The organism is Pseudoxanthomonas sp. GW835-FHT14C01 (genome assembly GCF_058793715.1).
In genome coordinates, this window is the sequence record NZ_JBXAGB010000001.1 from 927,064 (window position 1) to 952,782 (window position 25,719).

Here is a 25,719-nt window from a genome sequence, read left to right on the forward strand (position 1 = left end):
ACGGCGACGGCAATGATCGTGCAGCGACCCGACACGCCAAGATCGCTCAAGGAACACCCGTGGCGGTGACCCTGCACGTAAGTCCAACGATGACCTCGCCGCCACTGGGAAGCGTCGGGACGGCGACCCCCGACTGCAGGCCGGCGGCCGTCAGCGATGCCGGACATGCAGCACTGCCCGACGCAGCGCAGGTCGGCGCCGGCAAACCGGCTTCCAGGCAGTCCAGGCCCGCGACCGCCGGATCGCGCAGCACTGCGCCATCTGCCGCGGCCGGGCCAAGATTCCTCGCCACCAGCGAGAAGCTCACCAGCCCGCCCGAAACCACGTCATCGCGCGTGGCGGCCTTCGCGATCGAGATGTCGGTCTCGTTGCTGTCATCGTTGTGGATGGTGCAGACGGCCGTGTCGCCCATCGCGAGCGTGATGCCGTTGCCGCTGGCCGGCACGCCGCCATTGATGGCGCAGCTGTAGGGCGTGGCCGAATAGCCTGCCGGCAGCGTGCTTTCGGACAACGTGTACGTGCCGGGACTGACTGATGCCTGGGTCACTGCGGCGGAGCCGGTCGCACCACTGATCGAGGTGGGGCCCGTGGCGCTCAACGTCCACGCGGTCGCTGGTTGCGTACCGCCGTTGTCGTTCGTCACCGTCTTGATCAGCGTGAGCTGGGGCTTTCGCGCATTGCTGAAAGTACACGTCAGGTCATCGCCTGCCACTGGCGTCACCGTGAAGGAGGTTCCGCTGCCACTGGGTGTTTGTCCGCCCGGGCGCGTATTGGTGCAGCTGTAGGTGGTCGTGTAGCGCGTGAGACTCGCACCTGCCGCCCCACTTTCGGACAGCGTGTAGGCGGATCCGGCGGTGGCCGTCGTGTGCGCCACCGCGCCCGTCGCGGTGCTGCCCGTGCCCGTCGTGGTCACCGCCGCTGGCGCGCCGGTCCCGGCGATGGACAGCGTGAACTGGTCGGTGGCCGCCGCCCGTCCGTGCGGCAATGCCTTCTGCAGACGAAGCGCCGTCCGCGAATTGGTGAAGGTGCAGGTCAACGCCTCGCCTGCGGCCGTGCTGGCCGCAGGTAGGATGTAGCTGTTGCCGTTCCGGCTGCCGATGACGGTGCCTGCGTCGTTCGAGCATGTAGCGTCGGCCAGGGACCAGCCGGACGGGATCGTGCTTTCGTTGATGGTGACCGCACTGCCCGGTGTCGCGACGGTGAATGGCTGCATGCCGGACGCAGCGTTGCCATCCACCTGTGTGGGCGTGCCCGCAGAAGAGGTCGTCACCGACGCGGTGATGCGCGTGGTATTGACCAGGGTGAAGCCGAACGAACCGCCGGAAACGGGACGGGTGACCTTGTACAAGGTCAGCGGCACGCTGCAACCGTAGAGTTCGGCAATGGTGTAGCTGCCGCCCGTGGTCGCATCGTAGTAGCGGAACTCGATGCGGCGCACCTGCAGGCCGGAAAAACTCAGGTTGACCGTGCCGCGGCGCTGGTTGCTCGGTGAATCCACCGTGTTGGGCGAGGTGAACCTGTTGCTCCCCGCGTAAGAAACATAGGAGGTGCCGTCGCTGTTGTCGAACGAATAGTTGGCGGATGTCAGGTTGATCAGGGTGCCATTCTGGTTGTAGGCATTGACGATCACGCTGTCGCCGGCATCGATGTCGTGCAACCGTATCGTGAGGTTGGCGACCGGGCGATAGACCGACAGATTGCCCGGTTCCCGGAAATCGAACGCGGTCACCAGCTGCGCGGAAGCGCTGGTGTTTCTCTGCCCGATCCGTATGCCGGGCTTGGATGCGTAGTGGTTGTCGTCGATGCTGTCGTTGGAGAATGTCGCGCCACCGGTCGCCGTGTTCGATACCCGCAGACGCGACGCACCCACGTAGGTATTGCTGCCATTGATCAGTGTCGCGCTGTCGCCGGCCTGTCCGCTCAGCGCCGAGAACGCCTTGTACGTGCCCGAAGAGCACTGCTGCGCTTGCGCATGACCGGCATAACTTCCTGACAGAAGCAGCACCGCCAGCCAAGCGGCCATCATTCGCTTTTCCGCAGACATCCGATCGTCTCCCGTCTCAACTGATTTCACTTCACTCCTCCCGATCCGGGGCCGCATCGATGCGGCCCCGCCGGCTGCCCCACAGTCCCTGCGGCCCTGATCGACATCGGTGAAGCCCGCCGCAGCACCGTCCGTGCCTCGAAGCAGGAAGGTGCGAGGTTTTGTCGTGACACGCGCCCATAACCGGACATCCGCATATCGGATGTGAGGTGATGTGCCGCCGTCCTGCGTCGTCGATGGCGACGTGACTGGCCAGCGGCAATCCGGCGACCCACCGAGGATCACCACCGGAGGACGGCGCTCCCGGCCATGCCCTGTGCACTTCTTCTCGTTGCAATGTCTCCGCAGGAGATCGGAACGCGAACACCGCTTCGACACGTCGTGTGAATCCGGCCACGCGAACTGTCCCGACGTGGTTCCCGTCGCGTTCTTCATCCCCGGAACATCCAGGCATGACCATCTGCGGCAGCACCGGTCCGCCCCGCAGGGATGACAGGGACTGTCCACGGGTACCTTCAGAGATCGCAGCCGGATCTCGCGACCCGGCAGACCAGATGCGGACTGGTCCGCACAGCGCACGCTCGCGCTCCGGACCGCGGGCCGCATCACCTTTGCCGTCGCGGCATCCTGATCGCGCCATGACGCCGGACACCATGCACGGCATCGATGGCGGGACGGGGTTTCCTCCCCTCGTTCGTCATCCTGTATGCCCGTTGCCGTCCCGGATTCCGACCGAATGAAGCCCTCGTTGCCTACCTCGCTTCCGCGCCGCCATTGGCTGAAGGCCGCCGCCCTGTCGCCGCTGGCAATGACCGCCTGGCCACACGCAGCCCGCGCCGCCGCTTGCGATGACGCCGCAGGCTGGATTCCTCCCGACGATTTCCTCGCCGACCTGCCGCGGCTGATGCAGGCGTTGCGCGTGCCGGCCATCGGCATGGCGGTGGTGGAACGGGGCGAGGTGGTGTGGTCGCGCAACCTCGGTGTACTGAATGCCGAGACGCGGGCGCCGGTGGCGGACGACACGCTGTTCGAAGATGCCTCGCTGAGCAAGCCCGTGTTCGCCTACCTGGCCTTGCAGCTCGCCGACCAGGGCGTGATCGATCTCGATACACCCCTGGTGCGCTACCGGCGCCTGGATTACCTGGCCGACCACCCGTGGGTGGACCTGGTCACCGCGCGGGACGTGCTGCGCCACTCCACGGGCATGCCGAACTGGCGCAAGGACCCGGCGAACGAGACGCTGGTGCCGGCGGTAAAGCCCGGCACGCGCATCGACTACTCCGGGGAAGCGATCTTCTGGTTGCAGCTGGTGGTCGAGAAACTCACGGGCGAAAGCCTCGACGAATCGATGCAGCGCCTGCTGTTCGGCCCGGCCGGCATGCGCGACAGCAGCTACACGTGGAGCACCGATCTGGCCAGGCGCTCCGTCTACGGCCATCGCGCCGTCGAGGACGAGGGCACCGGCATGCCGCCGCAGATGCTGCGCGACACCTGGAACGCCGCGCAGACCGTCGCCGAGCGCTGGGGCAAGCCGCTGTCGTCATGGCGCTACGCCGACGCCGAGCGCGCACTGCCGGAGGTGCAGGCGATCACGCCGAAGGGCCTGGTGAACTGGGCGGGCGACCTCCTCGCCAATGCCGCCGCGAGCCTGCGCACCACGCCGACCGACTACGCGCGCTTCATGGCGCTGATGGTGCGCAGGCAACGGGAACCCTGGCAGATCGCGGAAGCGACACGCACCGCGATGCTGACGAAGCAGATCGACGTACCCGGCCGATGGACCGACAAAGGCCTGGGCTGGAACCTGGAGGCCACGCCGCGCGGCCCGGTGTTCTACCACTCGGGCAGCAACGGCGGCATCTTCAAGAACTTCGCGCTGGGCGACGCCCGCGGCCAGCGCGCACTCGTCGCACTGACCAACGGCGGCAGCGGCAACGTGCTGTACCGGCGCGTGGTGCGCGCCGCGACCGGGCACGACCTGCTGGCGTTCGATCTCTGACTACAGGCCCTGGAACACGAACGGCTCGGCCGCCTTGAAATCCTTCACCGCATTGCCGGCGAACACGTTGCGCTGGTCAGGGCCGAGGTCGAGCTTCATCACCTTGCCGGTCTGCTTCGAGAAGTCGATGTCCTTCAGGTTGACCCAGAAGGTGTTGGGCGTCAACGCGGATTCGAAGAAGTACAGCATGCGCTTGTGGTCGGCGACGGTGCGCCAGCGGGTCGAGGAAATGTTGGGTTCTTCCGGCGTATTGATGCCGAACGGCACCGAGGCGTTGCGGATCACGCTGAAGACGCTGGCCAGCGCCTTCACCGGATCTTCCGCCTTCGGGATCGCGTTGACGTAGAACGAGGCGCGCGCGAAGCGGTCCGAGGCGCGATTCGTCCCCGGCAGCATCACCGTGCCGCCGATCTGCTTCCAGTACGCGTTGAGCGCGAGCTGCTGGTCGAACACCGGCGAGTTGGTCATCACCTGGTACTGGCGGCCATGGTGGATCACCTGCCTGCCGCCGATGTATTCGATGATGGCGCTGTCGCCGCTGGCATCGGACAGCGACAGGTGCAGCGTGGTCAGGCGGTCCTCCCCGGGCACGTTGGCGGTCACCACGGTGAAAGGCTGCCTGCGCAGCGCGTCGACGGCCTCGCCGACGCTGCCGTAGTTGTCCAGCGCGTACTGCGCCCACGCCGCGATGCTCAGTCCCGGACCGCGTCCGTCGTAGGCCGGGTACTCGGATTCGACCAGCCACAGCACGTTGGCCATCAGGCCGGCTTCGTTCATGCCGTCGGTGGTGGAGATGTCGTAGCCGGTGGCGATGACGCTGCCGTACTTCGAGGTCCATGTCACCGAGTTCGGCCCGGCCTGCCCGCTGCGCGCCATGCCGCGCGGGAAGATCCACAGGTTGGTCGCCACGTCGTTCCTCCAGTCCATCGAACGGGCGGTGATGACGTCGTCGTTGGCGCCCAGGTACACCAGGCGCGTGCAGGCATCGGCGGAAGGGGCGATCAGCGAGGACAGCAGGGTGGCGGCCAACGCGAGTGGCAGGACGAAGCGACGATCCATGGCGGTCTCCGTGCGGATGGGAACAGGCGAAGCAGGATGGGCGGACGTGCCGCGGGTGTGTTAAACAGCGAACCTCAGCCCCCCGAGATGCTGCCATGGCCACGCTCCCGCTGCCGCACCGTTCGTCCACCCGTGTGCCGATGCTGGCCATCGCCGCGATCACGCTATCCGCCTGTGTCAGCACGCCGGGCCCGCAGGTCGCCGGCAACGGCCAATGCCGCGATGCCGCGCTGGGTTGGGCCGTCGGCCAGACCGCCGACGAGGCCACGCTGAAGCGCCTGTCGAGCGAAAGCGGTGCCGGCCTGGTCAATCCGATCGGCCCCACCACCGCGGTGAAGCACGACACACGCAGCGACCGCCTGCGCGTCTACATCGACGCGCAGAACCGCATCACCGCCGCCCGCTGCGAATAGTCCTGCCCCCACCGATGCGCCACGACCACATCCTCACCCTCTCCTGTCCGGACACCACCGGCATCGTCTACCGCGTCACCGGCCTGCTGTACGAATCCGGCTGCAACATCCTCGATGCGCAGCAGTTCGGCGACGAGGAGTCGGGGCGGTTCTTCCTGCGCGTGCATTTCGATGTGCCGGGGACCGCCGAGATCGACGTGCTGCAGGAGGCCTTCGCCTCGCTGGCGGACGTCTTCAACATGGACTGGCGGATCCACGACGCCCGCCGCAAGGCGCGTCTGCTGGTGCTGGTGAGCAGGCAGGGCCACTGCCTCAACGACCTGCTGTTCCGCGTACACAGCCGGCAGCTGCCGGTGGAGATCGCCTGCATCGCCTCCAACCACCCCGATTTCGCGCCGCTCGCGCAATCCTACGGCGTGGCCTTCCATCACCTGCCGGTGTCGGCAGGCAACCGGGCCGAGCAGGAGCGTCATATCGTCGACTTGGTCGAACGCGAACAGATCGACCTGGTCGTATTGGCGCGCTACATGCAGATCCTCTCGCCCGACCTGTGCGACGCGCTGGCCGGCCGTGCGATCAACATCCACCACAGCTTCCTGCCCAGCTTCAAGGGCGCGAAGCCGTACCACCAGGCGCACCAGCGCGGCGTCAAGATCATCGGCGCCACCGCGCACTACGTGACGCGCGACCTCGATGAAGGCCCGATCATCGAACAGGACGTCGCCCGCGTGGACCACGCGATGACGCCGAAGGAACTGGTTCGCATGGGCAGCGACATCGAATCGCTGGTGCTGGCGCGCGCGGTGCGCCGGCATGTGGAACACCGCATCCTGCTGAACGGGCACCGGACGGTGGTGTTCCGGTAAGCCTTACCGGCATCGGGATAACGGTGCAGGGATAGTCGGTGTGGGAGCGACGTAAGTCGCGAGCTCTTCCTCTGACACCAAAAAGCTCGCGACTTACGTCGCTCCCACAACAAGCTACCCACCTCGTCTCAGCTGGCCACGCGCCGCCGCAGCCCGACCAGCGCCGCATACACGATCGCCAGCACCACCACCGCCACGCCGATCGCCGTCCATTCGCGCGCGCTGAGCGTGGTGAGGATGGCGAGCATGCCGACGACGGCCAGGCCGGGTACCAGCGGGCCGCCACGCAGCACGAACGGCGTGCCGCGTTCGCGCAGGTCGCTGCGCTGCGCACGCCATGCCGCGACGCACACCATCACGTAGACCAGGCAGACGGCGCCGCCGGAGATCAGCACCAGCGCTTCGAAGTTGCCCAGCACCGCCAGCACGCAGGCGATCCCGGCGTGCGCGGCCAGGGCCAGCAGCGGCACGCGATGGGTGGCGCTGACGCGGCCGAACGCTTGCGGGAGGTAACCGTCGCGACCCAGCGCGAACAGCAGCCGCGATGAACCCAGCAGGTTGCCGAGCAGAAAACCCGCCATCGAAATGCAGGCCGTCACCAGCAGCGCGATGCGTGCCGGATCCCACAGCCGGCCCGCGGTTTCGGCGATCGGCACACTGCTGCTCGCGAGCGACGGACCCAGCACGCCCTGGCAGACGATCTGCAGGCCAAGGTACAGAAGCACCACCAGCAGGATCGCGCTGAGCGCCGCGCGCGGCACGCTGCGCGACGGGTCGCGCACCTCGCCGCCGGGAATCAGGGCGGTCTCCACGCCGGAATAGGCGAACACCACCATCACCATCGCCGCGCCCAACGCGGACCAGGAAGGCACGTCGGTGAACGCGAAGCTGACCTGCGTGGTGTCGACGAAGGCCAGGCCCACGACCACCAGCAGGAACAGCGGCACCAGCTTGAGCGTGGCCAGCGTCATCACCGCACGCGCGCCCAGCTTCACGCCGAACGCATTGAGCACGTAGATCGCGGCGTACACGCCCACCAGCAGCAGCGTGCGCGGCAGCGGCGCATCGAAGACCGGCCAGAGACTGGCGGCCTGCAGCGACAGGGCGGCCGCGACGCCGGCACTGGAAGCGACATTGCAGATCCACATCAGCGCACCGGCAAGGAAGCCCGGCAGCGTGCCGAACACCGCGCTCACGTAGGTGTACGGGCCACCGGTGGCCGAGGCACGGCTGCCGATGGCGGCGAAGCACAGCGCCACCGGCACCATCACCAGCGCGCCGGCAAGCAGGGCGAGCGGCGCGGCGGCGCCGACCTGCGACGATAGTGCCGCCGGCATCTTGAAGATGCCGCCGCCGACGATGATGTTGATGACCGCCGCCGCCAGCGCCAGGCTGCCGACCGCACGCAACAGCGCGGCATCGCCCTGCAACGGGCGGGAGGGAACAGCATCGGCGTCGCGGGTCATGGGCATGCGGGTTCGTCGGCGGCCTGCGAGCCTGCCACGCGCCCGCGCCGAATGCGAGCCGCGTCCCTGCATGCCCTCATGGCGATTCACCATTGGACGCGCACGCCGCCCGGGCTAGCATCGGACTCCGCTCCGCCACCGCTGCCTCCATGCCCCACTGCCCTCGACGCCTGTTGCCGGCCGCCTGCCTGCTCGCGCTCACCACCCTGCTTCCCTTTTCCGGCCACGCGGCCGATTCGACGGCGTTCGCCGCGCTCGAGCACGCGCAACCCCAGCTCGTGCAGTGGCGCCGCGACCTCCACCAGCACCCCGAGCTCGGCGAACAGGAAACGCGCACCGCGAAGCTGGTCGCCGACCACCTGCGTTCGCTCGGCCTGACCGTGCGCACCGGCGTCGGCAAGACCGGCGTGGTCGCCGTGCTGAAGGGCGCGAAGCCCGGCCCGCGCATCGCGCTGCGCGCCGACATGGATGCGCTGCCGGTCACCGAACAAACGAACCTGCCGTTTGCGTCGAAGGTCAAGGCGACGTACCGCGGTCAGCCGGTCGGCGTGATGCATGCCTGCGGCCACGATGCGCACGTCGCCATCCTGATGGGCGTGGCGCAGGCGCTGGTCGCGGCGAAGGACGAACTGGCCGGTGAGGTGATGTTCGTCTTCCAGCCCGCCGAGGAAGGCCCACCGGTCGCGGGTGAAGTGTTCGGCGCCGCGTTGATGCTGCAGGACGGCGTGTTCAAGGACTTCAAGCCCGACGCGGTGTTCGGCCTGCATGTCTGGGCCGGGCTGCCGGTCGGCACCGTCGGCTACCGCAGCGGTCCGTTGATGGCGGCGGCCGACGAATGGACGCTGGTGGTGCGCGGCAAGCAGACGCACGGGTCGCGGCCATGGGACGGCGTGGATCCGATCACGCTGGGCGCGCAGATCCTGCTCGGCACGCAGAGCATGATCGCCCGGCAGGTGAACATCGCGGCCAATCCCGTCGTCCTGACCGCCGGCCAGTTCAACAGCGGCGTGCGCTTCAACATCATTCCCGACGAGGCGACGCTGGTCGGCACCCTGCGCACCTTCGAGCCGGCCGTGCGCGAGGACGTGATCGCACGGTTCCGCCGCATCGCGAACGACTACGCGCATGCCAGCGAAGGCAACGCCGAACTGAAGGTGGTCAACAACGCGCCCGCGACGATCAACCAGCCGGCGCTGGCGCAGCGCGTGCGACCCTCGCTGGCCCGCGCGGTCGGCGAGGACAAGGTGATCGACGTGACGCCAGTGACCATCGCCGAGGATTTCTCACAGTTCGCCAACACGGTGCCCGGTTTCTACTTCTTCGTCGGCTCGACGTCGAAGGGCATCGATCCGGCCACCGCACCGATCAACCACTCGCCGCAGTTCCTGCTCGACGAGCAGGCGCTGGAGACCGGCAGCAAGGCGATGCTGCAGGTGGCATGGGATTACCTGCATACCCCTTGATCGCTCTCTGTAGGAGCGACGTCAGTCGCGACCGCATGAATACCGTCGTCCGGAAGTCCCGATCCGGCATCGGCAATGAAGCGCCCGCCGCCGATGCGAGTGCGTGCCGTGCGGTCGCGACTCACGTCGCTCCTACAACAGCACCAGCCGCCGCGTCAGAAGGACGCCAGCCACACCCGCAACGGATGCTGCGGATCCGCCAGCAGGCGGATCGCCAGCGCGATCGACACCGTCACCAGCAGCGGCTTGATGATGCGCGCGCCCTGCTTCATCGCGAAACGCGAGCCGAGCTGCGCACCGAGGAACTGGCCGGCGCCCATCAGCAGGCCGACCTTCCACAGCACCGAGCCGTGCAGCACGAACACGATGAACGCACCGAGGTTGGAACCGAAGTTGAGGAACTTGGTGTGCGCGGTGGCCTTGAGGATGCCGAAGCCTGCCAGCGCGACGAAGCCCAGCATCAAGAACGAGCCGGTGCCCGGGCCGAACACGCCGTCGTAGAATCCGATGACCGGAACGAAGGTCAGCGCGAACACCTGCGGCCGCATGCGCTGGTGGCGGTCGACGTGGCCGATGTCGGGCTTCAACCCGAAGTAGATGGCGATGCCGACCAGCAGGAACGGCAGCGCCCACTTCAGCCAGTCCACCGGAATTACCGTCGCCAGCAGCGCGCCGCCGACGGCGCCGAACGCCGCCGTCAGCACCATCGGCAGCTGCCCCTTCAGGTCGACATGCCCGTGCCGCGCATAGGCCCAGCTCGCCGAGCCCGAGCCGAACAGGGACTGCAGCTTGTTGGTGCCCAGTACCTGCAGCGGCGGAATGCCGGCCAGCAGCATCGCCGGGATGGTCACCATGCCCCCTCCGCCCGCGATGGCATCGATGAAGCCCGCCAGCAGGGCGGCGAGGAACAACAGCAGGAGTACCTGCAGGGCGAGGTCGGGCATGGGGATTCCGGACGGGGTCGGTGCGTGTCCGCGCGCCTATTCTAGAAGCCGTGGCTCCTCTGCAGGAGGGGCTTCACCCCCGACGCGCCGGCGATGGACCTGGTGTCGGGGCCTAGCCCCTCCTGCCGTGCAGGGCCATTGCGGTTAGCATCGCAGCATCTCTTGAGGAGTCCGACACGATGCGCCATGCACGCCTGCTCGCTGCTTCCCTGCTGACCACCGCCCTGGCAGCCGCCCTTCCCGCTGGCGCGCAGGAGGCCGCCACGCAACGCTCCGAAGTCGCCGCCGCCGGCAAGGCCATGCAGCAGCAGGTGATCGACTGGCGCCGGCATTTCCACCAGTACCCGGAACTGTCCAACCGCGAGGAACAGACGGCGAAGCGCGTGGCCGAGGAGCTGCGCAAGCTCGGCCTGCAGCCGCGCACCGGCATCGCCCACCACGGCGTCACCGCTGTCATCAAGGGCGGCAAGCCCGGCCCGCGCATCGCGCTGCGCGCCGACATGGATGCGTTGCCGGTCACCGAGCGCAACCACTTGCCGTTCGCATCGAAGGCGACCGCGACCTACCGTGGCGAGACGGTCGGCGTGATGCACGCCTGCGGCCACGATGCGCACACCGGGATCCTGCTCGGAGTGGCGAAGTCGCTGGTGGCGATGAGGGACCAGTTGCCGGGCGAAGTGCTGCTGGTCTTCCAGCCCGCCGAGGAAGGCGCGCCGGCCGGCGAAGAAGGGGGCGCCTCGCTGATGCTGGCCGAAGGCGTGTTCAAGGACTTCAAGCCCGAGGCCGTGTTCGGCCTGCACGTGTTCTCGTCGATCCCGGTCGGCCAGATCGGCGTGCGCCAGGGTCCGTTGATGGCGGCGTCGGATGCCTTCACCCTGAAGGTCATCGGCCGGCAGACGCATGGCTCGCGGCCGTGGGGCGGCATCGATCCGATCGTGGCGATGGCCGACATCATCGGCACCACCCAGACCATCGTCAGCCGCCGCACCGATATTTCGAAGCTGCCGGCCGTGGTCAGCTTCGGCGCGATCAAGGGTGGCATCCGCTACAACATCATTCCCGACGACGTGGAAGTGGTCGGCACCATCCGCACCTTTGATGACGGCATGCGGCAGAAGATCTTCGCCGACCTGAAGAACGTCGCCACGCACGTGGCCGCCGCGCACGGCGCGAAGGTCGAGGCCAGCGTGCCCGACAACGACGGCAATCCGGTCACCGTCAACAATCCGGAGCTCACCGCCCGCATGCTGCCCAGCCTGCAGGCCGTGGTCGGCGCGGACAACGTCATCACCCCGTCGCTGCAGATGGGCGCCGAGGACTTCTCGTTCTATGCGCGCGAAGTGCCGTCGATGTTCTTCTTCGTCGGCAGTACCGCCAAGGGCATCGATCCGGTCGCCGCGCCCAGCAACCATTCGCCGGAATTCATGCTCGACGAAGGCTCGCTCGATGTCGGCCTGCGCGCGCTGCTTCAAGTGACATTGGACTACCTGCACGCACCTTCCCGCGGCTGACGGACACCCGTTGCCGCCTGCCGTACGCGGGGCGACAATCCCGCGCTCATGCACACCCTTTCCTGTCCGACGTGAGCCAGGCCTTCGCCCGCGCGCTGGCACTGTTCGACGACAGCGTCGCGATGTCGCCCTCGGCGCGCACCGCGCTGCTGGACGACCTCGCCCGCCGCGATCCGGACGCCCATCGTGCCCTGTGCGTCCTGCTGGCATCGGATGATTCCCTGCAGGAGGTGGGCGGGCATGCGCTGTTGCCGGACATTTCGCTCGATCTGCTGACATCGCCGGCCAGCGCTTCCGTGTCCACCGATGCGGGAGCGGATGCGCGCGTCGGCAGCCGGCTCGGTCCGTGGCGGATCGAGCGGATGCTGAGTTCCGGCGGCATGGGCACGGTGTACGAAGCCTGGCGCGACGATGGCCAGTACCAGCAGCGCGTCGCGCTGAAGTGCATCCGCCGCGAACTGACCTCTGCGCGCCTGGTCGAGAGTTTCCGCAGGGAACGCGAAACCCTGGCCGCACTGGACCATCCCGGCATCGCGACGTTGTTCGACGGCGGCATCGAGGCCGACGGCCATCCGTGGTTCGCGATGCGCTATGTGCAGGGCGCGCAGATCGACGCGTGGTGCGATGCGCGCAAGGCGGGACTGCGGCAGCGCGTGGAGCTGCTGGTGCAGGCCTGCGATGCACTGGCCTATGCGCACGACCGGTTCGCCCTGCACCAGGACATCAAGCCCTCCAACCTGATGGTCACCGACGCCGGCCAGGTGCAGCTGCTGGACTTCGGACTGACCGCGTCGCTGACGGCGGCCGATTCCGGGCCGCGGCTGGCCGCGTCGGAGGGCTATACCGCGCCGGAGGCGCTGGCCGGTGCCGTTCCCGCCGTGACCATGGACGTCTGGTCGATGGGCGTGCTGCTGTACCGCCTGCTCGGCGGTACGCCGCCCGCCACGACCCGCGCGCTGTCGGCGGTGCTGGGACGGGACGAGGGTCGGCCGCCGCCGATGTCGCGGCTGGCCTCGGAGGGCCCCGTATCGAATGCCGTCGTCCGCGGTTTCGCTACGCGGGATGCGCTGTCGCGTGCCCTGGCGGGCGACCTGGACGCGATCGCCGCGCGCTGCGTTGCGCACGCGGCCGGGCAACGCTACGCCTCGATCGCGGCGCTTCGCGACGACCTGCAGGCGTGGCTGCAGCGCCGTCCGGTCGCCGCACGCGACGGTGGCATCGCCTACCGCAGCGTGCGCCTGCTGTCCCGCCATCGGCTGGTCGCTTCGCTGGCGTTGCTGACCGTGATGGTGGCGGCGGGCAGCGTGGGCGTGCTGGTGTCGCAGGAACGCCGTGCCGCGCGCGAGACGGCGTCCAGCCTGGCGCTGTCGCAGGTGTTCGAACGCATGCTGGGGCACGCCACGCTGTCGGGCCTCGGCGATACGCCGATGTCCTCGCGCGCGATGCTGCGCGACACCGAACGCCAGGTCCGCGGCCTGCCCCTGCAGGAGCATCCGGTGGTGCTGGCGCGCGGGCTGTCGATGCTGGCCCGCAACTACGTGGTCGTCGGCGATTACGGCCACGCGACGGGGCTGGCGCAGGAAGCCGCGCGGCTGCAGGGCGACGATCCCGTCGGCCGCGCCACGGCCGACGCCACGCTCGCGGCGCTGCTCAACCTGCAGGGCAAGCCGCGCGAGGCGCAGGCGGCCGCGCGCGAGGGCCTGGCCCTGCCGGACGAGCCCGCCGCGACGCCGGCCCGCCTGCAACTGCTCACCGAACTGGCACGCAGCCACTGGGACCTGGGCGACCACGATGCCGCGCAGGACACGCTCGGCCTCGCGCTCGCGCTCACCGAACGCCGGCAGCTGGTATCCGCGCAGGCCGAACTGCTGACCCTGCGCGGCTACTGGAACACCCGCCTGGCCCGGTTCGGCCAGGCCGACACCGACCTGCGGCGCGCCGCGGCACTTGCCACGCCCGCGCTGCCGCTGATCGCCGACGATGCCCGCCGTGTCCTGGCGCAGAACCTGCTGCTGCAGGAACGGATCGGGGAGGGCCTGGGGATCGCCCGCAGCGTGCTTGCCGACTACCGCGCGCGCCTGGGCGGTTCGCACCCGCTGGTGGGGCGCGCCTTGCGCGTGGTGGCGAACCTGCAGTGCGCCGGCGGACAGCTGGACGACTGCGCCGCCTCCATCGGCGAGGCCGAACGCATCGTCAGGCTGCACTACGGCGACACCCATCCGGAGTTCGCCGATGTGCTGCGCGTGCGCTCGCTGCTGGGCATGTGGGGCAAGGCCGATCCCGAGGACGGTGTCGCGCGGCTGCGGCGCGCCGAAGCCCTGCTGCTGGCGGCCTATCCGCCCCAGCACGAAACGGTCCTGCGCGCGCGTTCGATGCTCGCGCGCCGGTTGCTCTACTTGGGCGACGACAGCCTGGACACGTCCATCGCGCTGATGGAGACCGTGCTGGCCGACCACGAGAAGAGCCACCTCCAGCCCCAGCCCATCCACCGGATCACGTTGGCCGAGGGACTGATGAAGCGCGGGCACCCCGGCGACCTGCAGCGCGCGCGCCGGCTGTTCGAACAGAACACGGTGGCCCTGCGCGCCTACCCGTCCGCCTACAGCATGGCGTTCTACAACCGCTATCTGATGGCGTACACCGCCTGGAAGGCAGGCGATCCCGTGCATGCGGACACGATGCTGGAGCAGATGGAGGCTCCGTTGCGCCAGCACCTGGACACCACCAACAACCGCCTGCTGCTGCGCGACGCGCTGATGCTGCGCGCGATGATCGCCCTGGGCCGCGGCGACACCCCGGCCGCACGCGCACTGCTGGTGCAGGCCACGACCCACGCCGAAGCCGCGTTCGGGCCGGCGCACCAGGCGCTGCATCGCACGCGCGCCCAGCTCGACGCGCTGGACCGCACGGGCACGTTCCAGCTGTTGCGCTGACCGTCTCCGCGGATCAGCGGTGATCGCCGTCCACGTAGACCCAACGCCCGTCCCGGCGTACGAAGCGGCTGCGTTCCTGCATGCGCACCGCGCTGCCGCCGCCGATGCGGTAGCGGGCGATGAACTCGACCTCCGCCGTGTCCGGCCCGGTGACGCGGTGCTGCCTGACCGTCAGGCCCAGCCATGTGGTCTTCGGCGCCCCCGGCGCATCCAGCCCCAGCTCGGCGGGACGTGTGTCGGGATGCCATGTGGCACGCAGATAATCGGCATCGCCGAGCACGAAGGCGCTGTAGCGCGAGCGCATCAGCGCTTCGGCATCGGGTGCGGGCTCGCCCGCGTGGTAGCGGCCGCAGCAGGCCGCGTAGTCGCGGCCGGTGCCGCAGGGGCAGAGGGTCATGCGGGCGCATCCTGTAGGAGCGACGTAAGTCGCGACCGCTGATATTCAGACAGCAGGAAAGTGGACATCGTGCGGTACGACAGGCAACAGGATACCGACGCCGTGCGGTCGCGACTTACGTCGCTCCTACATCGGCAGCAGACGCTCAACGCCGCCCGTTACCCGTCTCGATGAAGCGCAGGAACTCCGCGCGCGTGCGCGCATCCTCCCGGAACGTGCCCAGCATCTTGCTGGTCACCATGCTGACGCCGCGCTTGTGCACGCCGCGCGTGGTCATGCATTCGTGCGCACCATCGACCACGACCGCCACGCCGCGCGGCTGGAGCACGTCCTGGATGCACTGCGCGATCTGCGCGGTCATCTTCTCCTGCACCTGGAAGCGGCGCGCGTACACGTCCACCACGCGCGCCAGCTTGCTGATACCCACCACCTTGCCGTCGGGCAGGTAGCCCACGTGCGCGCGGCCGATGATCGGCGCCATGTGGTGCTCGCAGTGGCTCTCGAACTCGATGTCGCGTAGCACGATCATCTCGTCGTAGCCGGCGACTTCCTCGAACGTGCGCGCCAGGTACTCGCGCGGATCCATCTGGTAGCCGCTGAACCAGTCGCGGTACGCCTTGGCCACGCGCTTGGGCGTGTCCAGCAGACCTTCGCGCGAGGGATCCTCGCCCGCCCACTCCAGCAGCACGCGCACGGCGTCCTCGGCCTGCGCCTGGGTCACCTTGCCGGATTTGTCGTCGGACTGGCTCATCGCGTGGATTCCTGCGGGGGGCGTGGAGGATAACGCATCTGTCCTGCCCGCCCTCTACGGCGCTTGCCGCCCCGCGGATGCGGCCCGGCCACCTTGCCCGATATGCCGACCCGCCGTCCGGCACTCGCCAAGCGACCTCCGCGGGCGCACGCTATGCGCCGGTCCACCACCGTGACGGGCGCTCCCGTCGTGCTTACCGCTGCCCGTTCCGGAGTACCTCCATGCTGCGTACGCTGTTGCTTTCCTCCGCCATCGCCGTCGCCCTGTCCGCCTGCGGCGACCGCCCCGCTGCCGAATCCGCCATGCCCGCCACCGCCGCCACGCCCGCCCAGGGCGAGAACCCCCTGTTCACTGCCAGCACGCTGCCGTTCCAGGCGCCGCCGTTCGACAGGATCAAGGACGCCGACTACCAGCCCGCCATCGAGGAAGGCATGCGCCAGCATCTCGCCGAGGTGCGCAAGATCGCCGACAACGCCGAGCCGGCCACGTTCGCCAACACCTTCGAAGCGCTGGAGCGCAGCGGCACGCTGCTGACGCGCGCGACCACGGTCTTCTTCGCGATGACCGGCGCCAACACCAATCCCGCGTTGCAGGCCGCCGAGGAAGCGCTGGCGCCGAAGCTGGCCGAGCACAGCGACAGCATCCACCTGGATCCCAAGCTCTTCGCCCGCGTGAAATCCGTCTACGACCAGCGCGACGCGCTCGGCCTGACGCCGGAGCAGAAGACCGTGGTCGAGCACACCTACGACGGCTTCGTGCGCGCCGGCGCGCAGCTGTCCGACACCGACAAGGCCGAGCTGCGCACACTCAACAGCGAGGAGTCCTCGCTGACCACCGCCTTCGGCAACAAGCTGCTGGCGGCCGGCAATGCGGGCGGTGTGTTCGTCACCGACAAGGCGAAGCTGGACGGCCTGGACGAAGGCGCGATCGCCGCCGCCGCCGATGCCGCCAAGGCGGCCGGCAAGGACGGCCAGTGGCTGTTGAGCCTGCAGAACACCACGCAGCAGCCGTCGCTGGGCTCGCTGAAGGACCGCGCGCTGCGCGAGCAGCTGATGGCCGCCTCGCTCGGCCGCGCCGAGAAGGGCGACGGCAACGACACCCGCGCCACGATCCAGCGCCTGGCCGAACTGCGCGCGCGCAAGGCGCAGCTGCTGGGCTTCCCGAACTACGCCGCCTACAGCATCGCCGACCAGATGGCCGGCACGCCCGAGGTCGCGCTGAAGCTGCTCACCGACACCGTACCCGCCGCCACCGCACGTGCGCGCGCCGAACTGGCGAAGATCCAGGGCGTGGTCGACGCGCAGAAGGGCGGCTTCACTGCCGGCGCGGCCGACTGGGATTTCTATGCCGAACAGGTGCGCAAGGCCGAGTTCGACCTGGACGAGTCGCAGATCAGACCGTACTTCGAGCTGGACCGCGTGCTGAAGGACGGCGTGTTCTTCGCCGCGCACGAGCTCTACGGCATCACCGCGAAGGAACGCAAGGACATCCCGGTCTACCACCCGGACGTGCGCGTGTTCGACATCATGGACGCCGACGGCAAGCAGCTGGCGCTGTTCTACCTGGACCCGTTCAAGCGCGAGAGCAAGCAGGGCGGCGCGTGGATGGGCAACTTCGTCGAGCAGAACGGCCTGACCGGCGACATCCCGGTGGTCTACAACGTGGAGAACTTCACCAAGCCTGCCGCCGGCCAGCCCGCCCTGCTGAGCTTCGACGACGTGACCACGCTGTTCCACGAATTCGGACATGCGCTGCACGGCTTCTTCTCGAAGACGCAGTACCCCAGCGTGGCCGGCACCAACGTGCCGCGCGACTTCGTCGAGTTCCCGTCGCAGTTCAACGAGCACTGGGCGCTGGACCCGAAGGTGTTCGCCAACTACGCCAAGCACCACCAGACCGGCGAAGCGATGCCGCAGGCGCTGGTCGACAAGATCGTCAAGGCGCGCACCTTCAACCAGGGCTATGCGACCACCGAATACCTGTCGGCCGCGCTGCTGGACCTGGCATGGCACACCCTGCCCGCCGGCAGCGGCAAGCAGGACGTCGACGCCTTCGAGAAGCAGGCGCTGGCCACATACAAGGTGGACATCGCCGCGGTGCCGCCGCGCTACCGCACCAGCTACTTCAGCCACATCTGGGGCGGCGGCTACGCAGCCGGCTACTACGCCTACTTCGGCGCGGAAGTGCTGGACCACGACGCCTTCCAGTGGTTCCGCGAGCACGGCGGCCTGACCCGCGAGAACGGCCAGGTCTTCCGCGACAAGGTACTGTCGATCGGCCACTCGCGCGATCTGGCGGCCGCCTACCGCGAGTTCCGCGGCAAGGACCCCAGCGTCGAACCATTGCTGGAACATCGCGGCCTGAAGTGAGGCCAGGCACCCTCCGCAGCACGCACGAAGGCCCGCGCAAGCGGGCCTTCTGCTGTCGGTGAAAGTCCCGGCGGCCGCTCGCCCGTATGCTCCGCGCCATGAAGCTGCTGATCATCACCTACGGCACCGAAGGCGATACGCGGCCGCTGGCCGCGCTCGGCCATGCGCTGATGCAGGCCGGGCACGACGTCGAGCTGCTCGGCGATGCGCAACGAAGACGGCTGCACGACTGCACGACTGCACGACTGCAGTACGCCTGGTGGAGCGTTACGCCGTCTCGCGCTGAGGCCCGTCGGCCGCGTTCCCCGCATCCTCCAGCAGGAAATCCCGCAGCAGGCGCGCACTCGGACCGATCCGGCGACCATGCACCAGGAAGATCTCCAGCGGCGGCGTCTCGACGTCGGGCAGCACGCGCACCAGATCGCCCGATGCGATCGGCGCCGCGGCGTCGTACGCAGGCAGGCGCGCGATGCCTTCGCCGGCCAGCACGAAGGCCAAGCGCGACGCCGCGCTGTCGGTGACCAGGTCGCCCTGCACCGGCACGTCGACGGACACGCCGTCGACGCCGACCGTCACCGACCGCAGGCTCGGCGGATAGACGACCCAGCGGTGCTGGTCCAGTTCGACCACCGACGCCGGCGCGCGATGGCGGCGCAGGTAGGACGGCGCGGCGCACAGCAGCGTCGGCTCGCGCACCAACCGGCGTGCGACCAGGTCGGAGTCGGCCAGCGGCCCGGCACGCACGGCCAGCTCGATACCCTGCTGCACCAGGTCCACGTTCGCATCGTTCATCGCCACGTGCAGGCGGATCGCCGGATAACGGCGCCGGAACTCAAGCAGCGCCGGCAGGATGCGCTTGTTGCCGAAATGGTGCGAACAGGTGATGCGCACTTCGCCGCGCGGCTCGGCGCGCAGCAGCTCCATCCCACGGATGCCGTCGTGCGCTTCGTCCAGCAGGCGCTCGCAGTGCACGCGGAACGCCTCGCCTGCCGGTGTCAGGCTGAAGCTGCGCGTGCTCCGTTGCGCGAGCGGCACGCCGAGCTTCGTCTCCAGCACGCGGATGTGGTGGCTGACCACGGCGCGGGTCAGTCCCAGCGCGCGGGCGCCCGCGGCGAAGCTGCCGCTGCGCACGACGGTGGCGAACACCGCCATGGCGCGCAGTTCGTCCAGGATCGGGGACGGATGATGGCTCACGACCCGATTGTCATATTGGGTGTGACAATACGTCAATCGCGGCGGTGCTACCCGCCTCCACGGCATGCGCCTACTGTTCGTTTCGCTCGGAATCGCCGGGCTTTCCGAACAGAAGGAGTGTGTCATGAGCGTCAAGCATGTCCTGTTTGTTGTGACAAATGCCGGCAAGATCGGCCCCCACGACCGCGCTACCGGCTTCTTCTTTCCCGAGATCGCACACCCGTTCGAGGTCCTCGACCAGGCCGGCGTCGCCGTCGAGTTCGCCTCGCCGCTGGGCGGCCAGACGCCGCACGACGGCTTCGACGGCAGCGACCCCGCACAGGCCGCGTTCCTCGACAGCGCCGCGTTCCGCCGCCTCAACCGTAGCCGCAAGCTCGCCGAGGTCGACGTGCTCGACTACGACGCGGTGTTCTTTCCCGGCGGTCTCGGCCCGATGGTCGACATCACCGGCAATCTGGAGGTGCAGGCGCTGGTCCGTCGTGCATGGGATGCCGGCAGGATCGTCGCCGCCGTCTGTCATGGTCCGGCCGCGCTGCTGGGCGTGACGCTGGCCGACGGCACGCCGCTGGTGCGCGGCCGCCAGGTCACCGGCTTCTCCACCGCCGAGGAAGACGGCTACGCCCGCGCCGACGTGCCGTTCGACCTGGAAAGCGCGCTGCGCGAAGAAGGTGGCGTGTACGAAGCCGCCGCACCGTGGCAGCCGAAGCTGAAGGTCGACGGCCGCCTGATCACCGGGCAGAACCCAGCCTCGGGCACGCAGGTCGGCGAAGCCATCGTCGCCGCCCTGCGGAGCGACCGCTGATGGACGCGCCGGCACCGATCACCGTGGTCGCGCGCTGGCGGGTCAGGCAGGGCCATCTCGACGACGTGCTCGCGCACGTCGCCGAGCTGCGTGCCGCTTCGCTCGACGAACCGGGTTGCCTGGCGTACGCCGTGTTCCGGTCCGTCGAGGCCGCGGACGAGGTGCTGCTGGTGGAGCGGTATCGCGACGCCGCGGCGGTGGAAGCGCATCGCCAGTCGCCGCACTACGGCGCCCTGGTGGTGGAACGCATCCTGCCGCTGCTGGCCGACCGGCGCGTGGAACTGCTGGAGGCCTACGCCGCGCGTTAGTCGCGCGTGCGTGCATCGTGCATGCCCGCCGCAGGCGATCACCGTGGCGGCAAGACCGAGGCCCGTCACTCCCTCGCGACGGGCGCGCCCATGTTGCCCTTGCTGTACATGCCCGAGCGGTCGAAGCAGCACGCGCGGCGCTTGCCGGAGGCGAGCATGTCGCAGGCGGTGGCGATGCGTTTCACGCGCGTCTCGGCCTTCTTGCCGGACGTCATCCAGTGGATCCAGTCGCGGCGCGCCACCGGCGTCAGGCGTGTCCAGACCGCTTTCGCCTCCGGCGCGGCGGCGAGCGCCTTGCGGACGTCGGGAGGCACTACCGGCTCGGGCTCTTCCTTCACCGGCGCGATCGCCAACTCGATCCTGTCGCCGGCGGCGACACCGGCGGCGTCGCGCAGCGCTTTCCCGACCTTCAACCAGTGGCTGCCATCGCCGTCGGGTTCCAGCGTGGCCTGGAACGGCTGGCCTGCGAACGTGCCCTCCACCGTCGTCATGCCGCGTGCCGGCAGCTTCGCGCTGGCGGCGTTCGGCAACACCAGGAAAGTCCATGTCGCACCCTTGGGCTCGGCGGGACGACGCAACACGGCGGAGAAGCGGATCGCGGCGGTCATGGCGCGATGGTAGCGCGGGGCGACGTGCTCAAGCGGGCACGGGAAACACATCCGCCACGGCACGCGTCGACCGGATGTCGGCCCGCAATGTCCGCGAGAGCAGCGCCAGGGCGGTGCGCCGCCTCGCCTCGCTGATCGCCGCCACGGCGTCGCCGGGGACCCACAGGGCGAACTCGCGCATGTTGGCGTCCTGGGCGGTGGCCAATACGCAGGAGTCGGCCGACACGCCCGCCAGCACCAGCCTGCGCACGCCGAGCTTGGCGAGCAGGATCGGCAGCGGCGTAGCAAGGAAACCGGAATGCTTCGGCTTCAGCACATGGTAGTCGTGCGGACGCGGCGCCAGCCGTTTCACCAGCGCGGCGGGCGGGCCGCCGGCTTCGCGGCAGGCGGCGACCAGATCGTCGAATCCTCCCTGCCACCGCGCGAAGTTGTCGTTGACGTAAATGGTCGGCGCACCCGCCGCGTCGAAGCGTGCGCGCAACGCCGCGATCGCCGGCGCAATGCGGACGGCCGCGCGCCCCAGCGCGGCGCCGCCATCGAAATCGAACAGGTTGACCATGTCGAGCACCAGCAACGCGGCGGCGCCCGGCTCACCGCCTGTTCCGCGTTGTGAATGCCGTGCATGCACTGTCGTCACCTCGTGTTTGCGTCCGAGCGCCTAAAAACAAGGCTCTTTCCATCACGGAGTCTAGCCATGGCACGTTCCCGCCACGTCAACACGACCCAGGTCCACGAACTGCTGCTGCAGGCCCTCGAAACCGAGCGCGGCGGCATCCAGATCTACACCGCTGCAATCGAGGCGGCGGTCAACGGCGATCTGAAGAAGGAATGGGGCGAGTATCTGGACGAAACACGCACGCATGAGCAGATCCTCACGCGCGTCTTCCAGCAGCTCGGTCTGGACACCGAAGAAGACTCGCCCGGCCGGCGCGTCGTCGCGCACCAGGGCGCCGCGCTGGTCCAGGCCATCCGGATGGCGATGCAGGACGGCACGCCCGATGCCGCCGAGCTGGTCGCCGCCGAGTGCGTCGTGCTCGCCGAAACCAAGGATCACCAGAACTGGGAACTGATCGGCAAGATCGCCGAGCAGGGCGGCGAGCTGGGCAAGGTGCTGGAGCCCGCGTACAAGGCGGTCGAGAAGGACGAGGATCACCACCTGTACCACACGATGGGCTGGTGCCGCGAACTGTGGATCCAGTCGCTCGGCATGCCGGCCGTGCTGCCGCCGCCGGAAGAGGTGAAGCAGGTGGAGACGGCGATCGGCGCCTCTCGCGCGGAGCAGGCGCGCGACCAGATGCTGGGCCGCAAGCACTGACGCCCCGCAGCGCGCATGTCGACGCCACGCCCGTTCGCCACGTCCCCGTCTCCGCTCGCCGACGTGGTGCCGGTCGACCCTGCCCTGCTGACCTTCGGCATCGATGTGTTCCAGGCGGTGATGACCGGCGTCATGCCGCTGGCCGATTACGAAGGCGAGGACCTGCCCTGCATGGGCATGGATGCGATCACGCGGCAGGTCAGCGGCCATGGCCTCAGTCCGCAGGAAGAGGCGGCGCTGGTGCTTCGCGTGGTCGCGTTCGGCGAGCTGCTGGGCCAGGCCGAGTCCGATGCGCGCATCGCCGGCCATGTCTCGCCCGCCCGGGCGGGCGGCTATCAGATCAGCACCGCGTTCCTGCAGGCTGCGGCTGGCGCCGACATCGTGCAGCTCGCCGACGGGGGATTCGCCTACGATCTGGAGAGCGTCGCCGCCCGCCTCGTCCATTGATCCTGCTCAGGCATCTGCCTTGCGCCTGATGAACGTGATCTCTCCCGACGATTCCAGCACCGCCAACGCGATCTCGCCCAGCGTCGCGTAACCCGCCGAACGCCGGGCGATGGCGAAATCGTGTTCGCTCAGCGACTGCCGCGCCAGTTCGTCGCGGAACAGGTGGCCATGCCGCACCAGGATCACCGGCCGGCCCTCCACCAGTTCGTCGAAACGACGGAAGCGGGAGGAAAGCTTGCCCACGCTCGCGTTCAATCCGAGCAGCGTCGCCGCCAGGATCAGGCCGCCGAGCAATGACGTGTCCTCGCCGATCAACGAGTTCTGCACCGCCGTGCCCAGCAGCACCACGACCAGCAGGTCGAACGGCGTGAACTGCCCCACCGTGCGCTTGCCGCTCAGGCGCACCATCACCAGCACCACCACGTACACGACCATCGCCCGCAGTACGAACTCCCACCACGGCATGCCCAGGTCGAACAGGCTGCGCATCACGCTGTCCATCGTCGTCGCCTCGTCGATCAGGGTTTTCCGGCCGGGCGCTCGTCGCCCTCGGCGGTGTAGGCCGGCGGCGAGTAGAAGTTCACCGTCTTCAGCGGCGTGCGACCGGTCGCACGGATCTCGTGGCGCTCACCGCGCTCGATCAGCAGCAGGCTGCCGGCGCGCAACGCACGACGCGCGCCCTCCACGATCGCCACGCCGGTGCCCTCGGTCACGTACAGCCACTGGTCCGCCCCGCGATGCCGGTTGTCCGGCCCACCTTCCTTGCCGCCCGGCCTGATCACCATTTGCGCCGCCTGCACGCCGTTGGCTTCGAAGAGCGGCAGGAAGCCGATGCCCATGCGGAGATGTCGGGATTTCATGGTGCGCATACGCAAGTGACGGGCGGCCAGCTTCGCCGGCGATGCGTCGCGAGGGCGTCAACACGCTCCGGCTGGGCGTCACACTACTTGCCCGATGGCATCTCCAATTGCGTCAGGTACAACCGCAGGTCGAATTCCAGCTGGTGATAGTCCGGCTCCATGTGCGTGCACAGCTGATAGAAGGCCTTGTTGTGGTCGGCCTCCTTCAGGTGCGCGAGTTCGTGCACGGCGATCATCTTCAGGAAGTCGGCCGGGGCATCGCGGAACACGGTGGCGATGCGGATCTCGCGGCTGGCCTTGAGCCGGCCGCCGTGCACGCGCGAGATCGCCGTATGCGTGCCCAGCGCGTGCTTCATCACCTGCAGCGTGCTGTCGTAGACCACCTTGCCCAGCGGCACCGAGCGGCGCAGGTGATGCTCCTTCAGCGCCTGCACGTAGTCGTACAGCTGGCCGTCGCTGCGCACTGCATGCGGCGTCGCGTATTTCTGCGCCAGCATTGGTCCCAGACGCTCCTCGGCGATCAGCGCGCGCACGCGCGCCTGCAGGTCCTGGGGATAACCGGCAAGGTACTTCAGCGGCTCCATCGAATGCGGGCATCGGCGGCGTGGCGGGCGGGTATGATGCCGCGAAATCACCACGAAGCACGCATGACATGGCGAAGGGAAATCCGCTGCAGGAGCAGCTGCTGAAGGCCGGGCTGGTCAAGAAGTCCAAGCTGGCCGAAGTCGCGCGCGAACAGAACAAGGCGCGCCACGCCAAGGGCCAGGCCGTGCCCAATGAGATCCAGCGCGAGGCCGAACGCGCACGCGCCGAGAAGGCCGAGCGCGACCGCGCCCTCGAAGCCGAGCGCAAGGCGCAGGCGCGCACCGCCGAACTGCGCGCGCAGGCGCGCCAGATCATCAGCGACCGCAAGGTGCCGCGCAGCGGCGAAGTGGAGTACCGCTTCACCGCCGACGGCGCCATCCGCACGCTGCTGGTCAACGAGGACCTGAAGAAGAAGCTGGCCGCCGGCGTGCTGGTCATCGCGCGTATCGACGACCGTTACGAGCTGCTGCCGCGCGTGGCGGCCGACAAGGTGCGCGAGCGCGACGCGAGCCTGATCGTGCTCGACCACGGCCAGCTGGCGGAAACCGCGACCAGCACCTCCGAGGACGACGCGTACTACGCGCAGTTCAAGGTGCCCGACGACCTGATGTGGTGACGGCCGGCCTCACCGCCGGGCTTGACGCGGCGTGTAGGGTGGAATGAGACGCCTTGCGGAGACCGCCATGCAGCAGCACGAACTCGACGCCCTCTTCGATCAGCAGGCCGCCGGCTACGACGCGCGCTGGGTGCGCATGGCGCCGATCCGCGAGAGCCTGCTGTTCCTGATGGAAACCGTGTTCGCGGGACTGCCGGAAGACGCACGGGTGCTCTGCGTCGGCGCGGGCACCGGCGCGGAGATCGCGCACTTCGCGCGGCGTTTCCCGCGCTGGACCTTCGTCGCGCTGGATCCGTCCACGCAGATGATCGCCGCCTGCCGCGAGCGCGCCGGACGCGAGGGCTTCGCCGATCGCTGCCGGTTCCATGCCGATCTCGTCGACACGCTGCCGGAGACGGCGGCGTTCGATGCCGCCACCTGCCTGCTGGTCTCGCAGTTCCTGCTCGATCCCGCCGTGCGCACCGCTTTCTTCGCTTCGATCGCGCGCCGTTTGCGCCCGGGCGGCACGCTGGCGTGGGCCGACCTGGCCTGGGATACCGACGCATCCGACTACCCGGCAATGCTGAAGCTGTGGATGGAGACGATGTCCGGCGCCGGCCTCGACGATGAAGCGCTCGGCCAGATCCGCGCCAACTACGCCCGCGACGTCGCCATCCTGCCGCCCGACCGCGTCGCCGCGCTGGCGGAAGCCGGCGGATTCCTGCCGCCGCTGCGGTTCCACCAGGCCGGGATGATCCACGGCTGGTGCGCACGCACGACGCGGTAGGCT

At 68.8% G+C, this 25,719-nt stretch carries 25 protein-coding genes; 13 read left to right on the forward strand and 12 right to left on the reverse strand.

The genetic code is table 11. The features are described from left to right. Positions 1 to 46: 46 nt before the first annotated feature. Positions 47 to 2,479, reverse strand: a complete 2,433-nt coding sequence (locus AC1Q5B_RS04070; RefSeq protein ID WP_492630443.1) for a prealbumin-like fold domain-containing protein — start codon at positions 2,477 to 2,479, stop codon at positions 47 to 49. Between the two features lie 301 nt (positions 2,480 to 2,780). Here AC1Q5B_RS04070 and AC1Q5B_RS04075 point away from each other — a divergent pair, with 301 nt between their 5' ends. Beyond that, positions 2,781 to 4,043, forward strand: a complete 1,263-nt coding sequence (locus AC1Q5B_RS04075; RefSeq protein WP_492630444.1) for a serine hydrolase domain-containing protein — start codon at positions 2,781 to 2,783, stop codon at positions 4,041 to 4,043. Here the strand turns inward: AC1Q5B_RS04075 and AC1Q5B_RS04080 are convergent, their stop codons facing one another. After that, positions 4,044 to 5,102: a linear amide C-N hydrolase gene (locus tag AC1Q5B_RS04080; protein ID WP_492630445.1), complete on the reverse strand. Its 1,059-nt coding sequence runs from the start codon at positions 5,100 to 5,102 to the stop codon at positions 4,044 to 4,046. A gap of 95 nt (positions 5,103 to 5,197) precedes the next feature. On the opposite strand from AC1Q5B_RS04080, the gene AC1Q5B_RS04085 reads away from it, so the two are divergent. After that, positions 5,198 to 5,515 carry a hypothetical protein gene (locus AC1Q5B_RS04085; protein ID WP_492630446.1) on the forward strand — a complete coding sequence of 106 codons (318 nt, stop codon included), beginning with the start codon at positions 5,198 to 5,200 and terminating at the stop codon, positions 5,513 to 5,515. A gap of 14 nt (positions 5,516 to 5,529) precedes the next feature. Further along, complete coding sequence (purU, locus tag AC1Q5B_RS04090) at positions 5,530 to 6,381, forward strand: formyltetrahydrofolate deformylase (RefSeq protein WP_492630447.1); 852 nt, start codon at positions 5,530 to 5,532, stop codon at positions 6,379 to 6,381. A gap of 128 nt (positions 6,382 to 6,509) precedes the next feature. Here the strand turns inward: purU and AC1Q5B_RS04095 are convergent, their stop codons facing one another. Then, the gene (locus AC1Q5B_RS04095) at positions 6,510 to 7,853 is read right to left on the reverse strand and encodes an APC family permease (RefSeq protein WP_492630448.1); all 1,344 of its coding nucleotides are present in this window, start codon (positions 7,851 to 7,853) and stop codon (positions 6,510 to 6,512) included. 143 nt (positions 7,854 to 7,996) lie between these two features. Between AC1Q5B_RS04095 and AC1Q5B_RS04100 the strand changes: the two genes are divergently transcribed. Further along, positions 7,997 to 9,310 (forward strand): amidohydrolase, encoded by a 1,314-nt coding sequence (locus AC1Q5B_RS04100; RefSeq protein ID WP_492630449.1) that lies wholly within the window; start codon positions 7,997 to 7,999, stop codon positions 9,308 to 9,310. A gap of 155 nt (positions 9,311 to 9,465) precedes the next feature. Here AC1Q5B_RS04100 and AC1Q5B_RS04105 read toward each other — a convergent pair whose 3' ends face one another. Further along, positions 9,466 to 10,254, reverse strand: a complete 789-nt coding sequence (locus tag AC1Q5B_RS04105; protein WP_492630450.1) for a TSUP family transporter — start codon at positions 10,252 to 10,254, stop codon at positions 9,466 to 9,468. Positions 10,255 to 10,433: 179 nt separating this feature from the next. On the opposite strand from AC1Q5B_RS04105, the gene AC1Q5B_RS04110 reads away from it, so the two are divergent. Both AC1Q5B_RS04110 and AC1Q5B_RS04115 read left to right on the forward strand, forming a co-directional pair. Further along, complete coding sequence (locus tag AC1Q5B_RS04110) at positions 10,434 to 11,765, forward strand: M20 family metallopeptidase (RefSeq protein ID WP_492630451.1); 1,332 nt, start codon at positions 10,434 to 10,436, stop codon at positions 11,763 to 11,765. 71 nt (positions 11,766 to 11,836) lie between these two features. Next, positions 11,837 to 14,698 carry a serine/threonine protein kinase gene (locus AC1Q5B_RS04115; RefSeq protein ID WP_492630452.1) on the forward strand — a complete coding sequence of 954 codons (2,862 nt, stop codon included), beginning with the start codon at positions 11,837 to 11,839 and terminating at the stop codon, positions 14,696 to 14,698. Positions 14,699 to 14,711: 13 nt separating this feature from the next. Here the strand turns inward: AC1Q5B_RS04115 and AC1Q5B_RS04120 are convergent, their stop codons facing one another. Both AC1Q5B_RS04120 and folE read right to left on the reverse strand, forming a co-directional pair. Continuing rightward, positions 14,712 to 15,095: a YchJ family protein gene (locus AC1Q5B_RS04120; RefSeq protein WP_492630453.1), complete on the reverse strand. Its 384-nt coding sequence runs from the start codon at positions 15,093 to 15,095 to the stop codon at positions 14,712 to 14,714. 145 nt (positions 15,096 to 15,240) lie between these two features. Then, the gene (folE, locus tag AC1Q5B_RS04125) at positions 15,241 to 15,846 is read right to left on the reverse strand and encodes a GTP cyclohydrolase I FolE (protein WP_492630454.1); all 606 of its coding nucleotides are present in this window, start codon (positions 15,844 to 15,846) and stop codon (positions 15,241 to 15,243) included. Between the two features lie 221 nt (positions 15,847 to 16,067). Here folE and dcp point away from each other — a divergent pair, with 221 nt between their 5' ends. After that, positions 16,068 to 18,215, forward strand: a complete 2,148-nt coding sequence (gene dcp / locus AC1Q5B_RS04130; protein WP_492630455.1) for a peptidyl-dipeptidase Dcp — start codon at positions 16,068 to 16,070, stop codon at positions 18,213 to 18,215. A 267-nt stretch (positions 18,216 to 18,482) separates the two neighbouring features. On the opposite strand, the gene AC1Q5B_RS04135 is transcribed toward dcp, so the two are convergent. Further along, the gene (locus AC1Q5B_RS04135; protein WP_492630456.1) at positions 18,483 to 19,409 is read right to left on the reverse strand and encodes a LysR family transcriptional regulator; all 927 of its coding nucleotides are present in this window, start codon (positions 19,407 to 19,409) and stop codon (positions 18,483 to 18,485) included. A gap of 124 nt (positions 19,410 to 19,533) precedes the next feature. Here AC1Q5B_RS04135 and AC1Q5B_RS04140 point away from each other — a divergent pair, with 124 nt between their 5' ends. Both AC1Q5B_RS04140 and AC1Q5B_RS04145 read left to right on the forward strand, forming a co-directional pair. Then, positions 19,534 to 20,211 carry a type 1 glutamine amidotransferase domain-containing protein gene (locus AC1Q5B_RS04140; protein ID WP_492630457.1) on the forward strand — a complete coding sequence of 226 codons (678 nt, stop codon included), beginning with the start codon at positions 19,534 to 19,536 and terminating at the stop codon, positions 20,209 to 20,211. Continuing rightward, entirely contained in the window at positions 20,211 to 20,519 is a 309-nt protein-coding gene (locus tag AC1Q5B_RS04145) for a putative quinol monooxygenase (protein ID WP_492630458.1), read from the forward strand. Before AC1Q5B_RS04140 ends, AC1Q5B_RS04145 begins: the two co-directional genes overlap by 1 nt. A 65-nt stretch (positions 20,520 to 20,584) precedes the next feature. On the opposite strand, the gene AC1Q5B_RS04150 is transcribed toward AC1Q5B_RS04145, so the two are convergent. After that, on the reverse strand, positions 20,585 to 21,127 hold the full coding sequence (locus AC1Q5B_RS04150; protein WP_492630459.1) for a YdeI/OmpD-associated family protein: 543 nt from the start codon (positions 21,125 to 21,127) through the stop codon (positions 20,585 to 20,587). A gap of 28 nt (positions 21,128 to 21,155) precedes the next feature. After that, the gene (locus AC1Q5B_RS04155) at positions 21,156 to 21,764 is read right to left on the reverse strand and encodes a cysteine hydrolase family protein (protein ID WP_492630460.1); all 609 of its coding nucleotides are present in this window, start codon (positions 21,762 to 21,764) and stop codon (positions 21,156 to 21,158) included. Between the two features lie 57 nt (positions 21,765 to 21,821). On the opposite strand from AC1Q5B_RS04155, the gene AC1Q5B_RS04160 reads away from it, so the two are divergent. Beyond that, on the forward strand, positions 21,822 to 22,442 hold the full coding sequence (locus AC1Q5B_RS04160) for a hypothetical protein (RefSeq protein WP_492630461.1): 621 nt from the start codon (positions 21,822 to 21,824) through the stop codon (positions 22,440 to 22,442). 15 nt (positions 22,443 to 22,457) lie between these two features. After that, positions 22,458 to 22,889, forward strand: coding sequence for a hypothetical protein (locus AC1Q5B_RS04165; RefSeq protein ID WP_492630462.1), 432 nt, complete (start codon positions 22,458 to 22,460; stop codon positions 22,887 to 22,889). Between the two features lie 6 nt (positions 22,890 to 22,895). Here the strand turns inward: AC1Q5B_RS04165 and AC1Q5B_RS04170 are convergent, their stop codons facing one another. The 3 genes from AC1Q5B_RS04170 to AC1Q5B_RS04180 form a co-directional block, all read right to left on the reverse strand. After that, positions 22,896 to 23,378: a DUF421 domain-containing protein gene (locus AC1Q5B_RS04170; protein ID WP_492630944.1), complete on the reverse strand. Its 483-nt coding sequence runs from the start codon at positions 23,376 to 23,378 to the stop codon at positions 22,896 to 22,898. Between the two features lie 29 nt (positions 23,379 to 23,407). Then, on the reverse strand, positions 23,408 to 23,749 hold the full coding sequence (locus AC1Q5B_RS04175) for a cupin domain-containing protein (RefSeq protein ID WP_492630463.1): 342 nt from the start codon (positions 23,747 to 23,749) through the stop codon (positions 23,408 to 23,410). A gap of 83 nt (positions 23,750 to 23,832) precedes the next feature. Continuing rightward, positions 23,833 to 24,333 carry a YgjP-like metallopeptidase domain-containing protein gene (locus AC1Q5B_RS04180; protein WP_492630464.1) on the reverse strand — a complete coding sequence of 167 codons (501 nt, stop codon included), beginning with the start codon at positions 24,331 to 24,333 and terminating at the stop codon, positions 23,833 to 23,835. Positions 24,334 to 24,401: 68 nt separating this feature from the next. Here AC1Q5B_RS04180 and AC1Q5B_RS04185 point away from each other — a divergent pair, with 68 nt between their 5' ends. Next, complete coding sequence (locus AC1Q5B_RS04185; protein ID WP_492630465.1) at positions 24,402 to 24,950, forward strand: DUF2058 domain-containing protein; 549 nt, start codon at positions 24,402 to 24,404, stop codon at positions 24,948 to 24,950. Between the two features lie 67 nt (positions 24,951 to 25,017). Next, complete coding sequence (locus tag AC1Q5B_RS04190; protein ID WP_492630466.1) at positions 25,018 to 25,716, forward strand: class I SAM-dependent methyltransferase; 699 nt, start codon at positions 25,018 to 25,020, stop codon at positions 25,714 to 25,716. The last annotated feature ends 3 nt before the right edge of the window (positions 25,717 to 25,719 follow it).

What these genes read in the sequence shown, in the direction of transcription:
- AC1Q5B_RS04070 (WP_492630443.1), bottom strand. Translation starts at nt 2,479, where the DNA reads ATGAAGAACGCGACGGGAACCACGTCGGGACAGTTCGCGTGGCCGGAT.
- AC1Q5B_RS04075 (WP_492630444.1), top strand. Translation starts at nt 2,781, where the DNA reads ATGAAGCCCTCGTTGCCTACCTCGCTTCCGCGCCGCCATTGGCTGAAG.
- AC1Q5B_RS04080 (WP_492630445.1), bottom strand. Translation starts at nt 5,102, where the DNA reads ATGGATCGTCGCTTCGTCCTGCCACTCGCGTTGGCCGCCACCCTGCTG.
- AC1Q5B_RS04085 (WP_492630446.1), top strand. Translation starts at nt 5,198, where the DNA reads ATGGCCACGCTCCCGCTGCCGCACCGTTCGTCCACCCGTGTGCCGATG.
- purU (WP_492630447.1), top strand. Translation starts at nt 5,530, where the DNA reads ATGCGCCACGACCACATCCTCACCCTCTCCTGTCCGGACACCACCGGC.
- AC1Q5B_RS04095 (WP_492630448.1), bottom strand. Translation starts at nt 7,853, where the DNA reads ATGCCCATGACCCGCGACGCCGATGCTGTTCCCTCCCGCCCGTTGCAG.
- AC1Q5B_RS04100 (WP_492630449.1), top strand. Translation starts at nt 7,997, where the DNA reads ATGCCCCACTGCCCTCGACGCCTGTTGCCGGCCGCCTGCCTGCTCGCG.
- AC1Q5B_RS04105 (WP_492630450.1), bottom strand. Translation starts at nt 10,254, where the DNA reads ATGCCCGACCTCGCCCTGCAGGTACTCCTGCTGTTGTTCCTCGCCGCC.
- AC1Q5B_RS04110 (WP_492630451.1), top strand. Translation starts at nt 10,434, where the DNA reads ATGCGCCATGCACGCCTGCTCGCTGCTTCCCTGCTGACCACCGCCCTG.
- AC1Q5B_RS04120 (WP_492630453.1), bottom strand. Translation starts at nt 15,095, where the DNA reads ATGACCCTCTGCCCCTGCGGCACCGGCCGCGACTACGCGGCCTGCTGC.
- folE (WP_492630454.1), bottom strand. Translation starts at nt 15,846, where the DNA reads ATGAGCCAGTCCGACGACAAATCCGGCAAGGTGACCCAGGCGCAGGCC.
- dcp (WP_492630455.1), top strand. Translation starts at nt 16,068, where the DNA reads ATGCTGCGTACGCTGTTGCTTTCCTCCGCCATCGCCGTCGCCCTGTCC.
- AC1Q5B_RS04140 (WP_492630457.1), top strand. Translation starts at nt 19,534, where the DNA reads ATGAGCGTCAAGCATGTCCTGTTTGTTGTGACAAATGCCGGCAAGATC.
- AC1Q5B_RS04145 (WP_492630458.1), top strand. Translation starts at nt 20,211, where the DNA reads ATGGACGCGCCGGCACCGATCACCGTGGTCGCGCGCTGGCGGGTCAGG.
- AC1Q5B_RS04150 (WP_492630459.1), bottom strand. Translation starts at nt 21,127, where the DNA reads ATGACCGCCGCGATCCGCTTCTCCGCCGTGTTGCGTCGTCCCGCCGAG.
- AC1Q5B_RS04160 (WP_492630461.1), top strand. Translation starts at nt 21,822, where the DNA reads ATGGCACGTTCCCGCCACGTCAACACGACCCAGGTCCACGAACTGCTG.
- AC1Q5B_RS04165 (WP_492630462.1), top strand. Translation starts at nt 22,458, where the DNA reads ATGTCGACGCCACGCCCGTTCGCCACGTCCCCGTCTCCGCTCGCCGAC.
- AC1Q5B_RS04170 (WP_492630944.1), bottom strand. Translation starts at nt 23,378, where the DNA reads ATGCGCAGCCTGTTCGACCTGGGCATGCCGTGGTGGGAGTTCGTACTG.
- AC1Q5B_RS04175 (WP_492630463.1), bottom strand. Translation starts at nt 23,749, where the DNA reads ATGAAATCCCGACATCTCCGCATGGGCATCGGCTTCCTGCCGCTCTTC.
- AC1Q5B_RS04180 (WP_492630464.1), bottom strand. Translation starts at nt 24,333, where the DNA reads ATGGAGCCGCTGAAGTACCTTGCCGGTTATCCCCAGGACCTGCAGGCG.
- AC1Q5B_RS04185 (WP_492630465.1), top strand. Translation starts at nt 24,402, where the DNA reads ATGGCGAAGGGAAATCCGCTGCAGGAGCAGCTGCTGAAGGCCGGGCTG.
- AC1Q5B_RS04190 (WP_492630466.1), top strand. Translation starts at nt 25,018, where the DNA reads ATGCAGCAGCACGAACTCGACGCCCTCTTCGATCAGCAGGCCGCCGGC.